Source organism: Mesonia phycicola, assembly GCF_900141885.1.
Classification (GTDB): Bacteria; Bacteroidota; Bacteroidia; order Flavobacteriales; family Flavobacteriaceae; genus Mesonia; species Mesonia phycicola.
The window spans coordinates 1-4857 of record NZ_FQYY01000025.1 but is presented as its reverse complement, the minus strand read 5'-3'; the positions used below and the strand labels follow the sequence as shown (position 1 = coordinate 4857).

Here is a 4857-nt window from a genome sequence, read left to right as displayed (position 1 = left end):
TCTAATTTTCGCTCTTTGCCAAATGATTTTGAAGTTGATTTTTCTATCTGTCAATGTCGTTTCTATTTATGTTGCCTAACGGTTTTGTATAATTTCCTAGCTAAGGGAAGATTGAAAGTAAAGATAATAAAAAGAGCTAACTTTGACGCTTTTGCGTCTGTGTCCGCAGGACACAACCAAACCTTAGTTGGAATTATACATTGTTACCAGTAGTGGTTTTGTCTTTTGTTTGTTAAGTGTTTATTCTGTTCTTTATTTTCAATTCCGTCCAAGTCGGAAATCTTACGTCTTTCATTTCTTTAAAGTTCAAAATTCCCAAAATAGTTAATATAGGTAATATTGATAAATCAAAGTTTTGTACTTTAAAAATCCAAATTAGCAAAGAAATACCTAATGTTCCCATTAGTGTCAAACTCAATATTTTGTTAGTTTTGTTTTTGATTAGTAGAGGAATGTAAAGTAGGTACAATGGATTACACCAAATGATATTCAAATTGGATTTGACTTCTTCGTGTCCAGAAAACAGCCACAATCCAAGAATTAATAAGCCTGTAATTCCAATACTGAAACTAGTTATTATTTTAACAGTTGTAGGAAACCAAAATAGAAATAACAAAGTTAAAAGCGAAAAAATTAATATTGGTGAGAATATTTTCTGAACATGATATGGACTATTACTTTCTATCGAGTTTAGGGTTTGTTCATATTTTACTAGTTTTTCCCCATTCAACTCTGAAGTACCAATTTCCTTTTGTAGATAGTCTGGTAGAAACATACTTTGTTTACGAGTAGAATTTTCGTCTAATGATTTTCCTAATACCAAATTTATTCCCAATTTAAGCCAAGGCATTTCAAATAGATATGAATTAATTAAATCTCTATTAGATTCTGTAAGTTCACTATTTTGGAAATTTATTCCAATTTGTATTAATAAATCACCAATCTCTGTCGAACAATTTTTGTTTAAAAAAGAGTATAGATAATATCTGTTTTCTGGTCTGTATAAAAATTGAAGCTTGTTGACAAGATTCAATTTCTGCTGTGATGTTAGGTTTAAAGTTTGCTCGGAAACTACTCTGTTTTCGTCAGTATAATTTTTTATAAAGTCTTGTGTTTCTTGGATACCTACATAATATTCTAACTTACCCTTTAAGTATTTGTATTCAAAATTTGGCGTATTGAAATCAAACATTCCGAAATTATAAACTTTATCTATGTTTTTTTCTTTGTCAATCACTCTAATTGCAGAGTGTCCAAAAACGGAATAGACTTCTTGACCAGCAGAACAAGTTAAGATACTTATTTTGACAGAGTCATTGGCAAAGCTCAATTGGCTAATTAGAAGAATAAAGAGTAATTTTTTTTTCAAGTTTATTCTAAATTCAGTTTGTTTATGGGATTTTAATTCCTTCCGAGATTTTTTTCACCATTACTGGCAACGGTTTTGTATAATTTCCCAGCTAAGGGAAGGTTAGGAGTAAAGATAATAAAAAGAGCTAACTTTGACGCTTTTGCGTCTGTGTCCGCAGGACACAACCAAACCTTAGTTGGAATTATACGTTGTTGTAGGTAGTTATTTTCAGCAATATTTTTCTTGGATTTTTTATATATTGTAGAAAATAGTCTTAACTTTTTTCAATAATTTATGCTTGTTTTATAAACTGTACATCAACTACTAGTTTAACTTTGTCTGAAACTACAATGCTTCCTGCTTCTGTGACTTCACTCCAAGTTAAATTGAAATCTTTTCTATTCAGCTGGCCTGTAATTTCAAAACCTGCTTTGGTTTGCCCATAAGGGTCAACTGCTATTCCGTTAAAGTCAGCATCTAAAGTAATTTCTTTGGTTACATCTCTAATTGTTAAATCCCCAATTAAGTGTTCTCCATCAAATGATTTTGATACAAACTTCATTTCAGGAAATTTTTCTGAATTGAAAAAATCATCTGATTTTAAATGTGCATCTCTGTCTTTATTTTTGGTGTTGATAGATGCTGTTTTTGCACTAAAATTTATTATAACATTATTAAAATTGTCACCATCTGTTTTTGCAGTGGCTTCAAAATCTTCAAAATGACCTGTTACAGTTGAAATCATCATATGCTTTACTTTAAAAGCAATTTCTGAATGTACATTGTCTATTGACCAATTTGTGTTGTTTACCATTTTTTTAAATTTTAATTGTTTTATTATTTTTTTAAATATTTAATATTATCTATTCATTGGTACTTCCATAAGTAGTACACGAGCATTTTCTGTTGCTTTTACATTGATGCTGTCAGTATTCCAAACACCCATTCCGTCTCTTTTTGAAAGATTTTCCCCAACAATTTCTACTTCTCCATCCAAAATAAAAACATAAACTCCATTACCTTCTTTTTTGATTTTGTATTCATCTGAACTTCCTTTAGTAAAATTTCCTAAATTAAACCAAGCATCTTGATGCAACCAAACTCCTTGGTCTTCTTTGTTTGGTGAAACAACTTGATAGAATTCGTTTTCTTTTGCTATTTCTTTAATAGAAATTTGGTCATAACGTGGCGTTACATTTTTCTCTTTAGGAAATACCCAAATTTGAAGAAATTTCACTTCTTTATCACTATTTTTATTTTTTTCTGAATGCGTTAAACCAGTTCCTGCACTCATAATTTGAACATCACCTTCTTTAATTATAGCAACGTTTCCCATACTGTCTTTATGTTCCAAATCTCCTTCTAATGGAATTGAGATAATTTCCATATTGTCGTGTGGGTGTGTTCCAAATCCCATTCCTGCTTGCACTATATCATCATTAAGTACTCGAAGTACGCCAAAGTTCATTCTTTCTGGATTTTGATAATTTGCAAAACTAAAGGTGTGGTATGAGTTTAACCAACCGTGATTTGCTTTTCCTCTTGTTTCTGCTTTGTGAATTACTGTATTCATTGTTTTTATGTTTTTATTTGGTAAATGATTAAATCCTACTTGTTCCATTAATGTATCGTAAGAAGATTTTGTAGAATCGCTATTTGTTGCTTTTAAAACCTGAGGTGTTACTATTCCTGCAACACTTGCCATTAATGCGTTTTTTAAAAATTTTTTGCGATTCATATTACTTTGCTTTTAATTATAGTACAAAGATGCGGCAGTTTGAAAAACTGTAGAATATGAAAAAAAGGTAGAAACTTATGAAAATCCGATATTTAAGAAATTATCTCTATTCTCTTAAAATTTGAAGGCGATAATTGGGTGTGTTTTTTAAAAAAAGCACTAAAATTAGCAGGCTCATTAAAACCTAATTCATAGCCAATTTCTTTATTAGATAATGATGTAAAATAGAGTAGTCTTTTTGCTTCGGTAATTATTCTTGTTTGTATATAATCTTTGGCAGTTTTGCCTATCTTTAATCTAATTGTTCTATTTAAATGGTCTGGTGTAATGTGAAGTTGATTTGCATAAAAAGTAGTAGAATGTTCTTTTCTGTAGTTGTTTTCTACCTCTTTTTTAAAAGTTCGTATTAAATTGTCTCCAGAACTATCTACATCAGATTCAATTGGATTGATTGCACAAATATTATTACACTCTATTAGTAAGAGTTTTAAAAATGCACCAATAGACAGAAACTTCATATTTATTTCACTATTAAATAGATTGAAAATTTGATTTGAAAATTCTTCTATGGCTTCAAATTGTTTGTCAGTTGGAATAAGTGGTGGATTTTGTCCATAATTTTGAAAGAGATTCAAACTTTCTATAAATGATAATTGAATCGAATTCTCTATTAAAAATTGATTAGAAAATGTCATTGCAAATCCAAATGATTTTTTTTCTTCTATTACCTGATGTACTTGTCCTGGTGCAACAAAGAAAATTTGTTGGTTTGATAATTTGTATGAATTGAAGTCAATTTTGTGTTCTCCTTTTGCTTTATTGATGATTAATACCGTATAATAATTGTGTCTGTGTGGTTCGTCAACTTTTCCATTTCGTTTTGTATAGATATCTTCCATCTTAGAGATGCTAAAACTTGCAGCATCTATTTCTGAATTTACTTTTTGATATGTTTTAACGGTGTTCATTTTAATTACCTACAACGTATTTGTGTATGATTTCGTTACGGGAAAATCCAGCGGATTTTTCCGATTAAGAACGAAAGATAGCAAAAATGCTTGGAATTTCCGATAGGAAATTCCGCCGTAATGAATTATACACGGTGTTGTAAAACGTTTTTATTCGCTCATTATTTCAGCTGCCTTCCAGACATAATCCTTTGCAAATTCACCAAAATAACTGATGTAATCACCCTCTTTTGATATAACTACGAAACTACTACAAGGATAATGATTCTTGAAAAACAACCTTTCTATCGTAGCTTCTGGATCTTTATACCAAGTCATAACTCCATCATATTTTTCCAAACCTTCATAATCTTTATAAATATAAATCGGTTCAGTTTCCGCTATTTGCTCTATTCCATCTTCTAATTGACCAAACCAATTTTTTAATGATTCTTTCGTAGCTGTACCGCTTGAATTGCAAGGGTCTTTACCTGGATAATAAAGTATGATTATCGGTTTGGTAGAATCAATTTCTCTATTTGATTGTTTCTCAAGAAGTAATTCTAACGTTGGGCGATTAGTAATCTTCCCACGATTTTCTCTCAATGTCAATTTTTTATGGTTTGTAGAATCTCCAGGAATATCTAAAAATTTATTTGTCGAACGTATTCGGTCAAACTTTGATTTGCTTATTTCTGAATTGTTTTCGTCAAAATATTTATAATTATTCTTGCTAATCTTTGTGGAAGAACAAGAACAAATTAAAGTTGCGAATATTAATGTTAGTAGGATTTTTTTCATATGTTTTACAACGGTTTTGT

At 30.1% G+C, this 4857-nt stretch carries 5 protein-coding genes; all 5 read right to left on the bottom strand.

All coding sequences use genetic code 11. The features are described 5' to 3' along the window. Window positions 1-232 precede the first annotated feature (232 nt). The gene (locus tag BUC03_RS14805; protein ID WP_073153854.1) at window positions 233-1369 is read right to left on the bottom strand and encodes an Lnb N-terminal periplasmic domain-containing protein; all 1137 of its coding nucleotides are present in this window, start codon (window positions 1367-1369) and stop codon (window positions 233-235) included. A gap of 274 nt (window positions 1370-1643) precedes the next feature. Further along, on the bottom strand, window positions 1644-2165 hold the full coding sequence (locus BUC03_RS14800) for a YceI family protein (protein WP_073153852.1): 522 nt from the start codon (window positions 2163-2165) through the stop codon (window positions 1644-1646). Between the two features lie 45 nt (window positions 2166-2210). Further along, entirely contained in the window at window positions 2211-2924 is a 714-nt protein-coding gene (locus BUC03_RS14795; RefSeq protein ID WP_073153860.1) for a pirin family protein, read from the bottom strand. A gap of 257 nt (window positions 2925-3181) precedes the next feature. Next, entirely contained in the window at window positions 3182-4057 is an 876-nt protein-coding gene (locus BUC03_RS14790) for an AraC family transcriptional regulator (RefSeq protein WP_073153849.1), read from the bottom strand. A gap of 150 nt (window positions 4058-4207) precedes the next feature. Next, window positions 4208-4857: hypothetical protein (locus tag BUC03_RS14785; RefSeq protein ID WP_234971644.1), on the bottom strand; the 650-nt coding region annotated here is incomplete at its 5' end.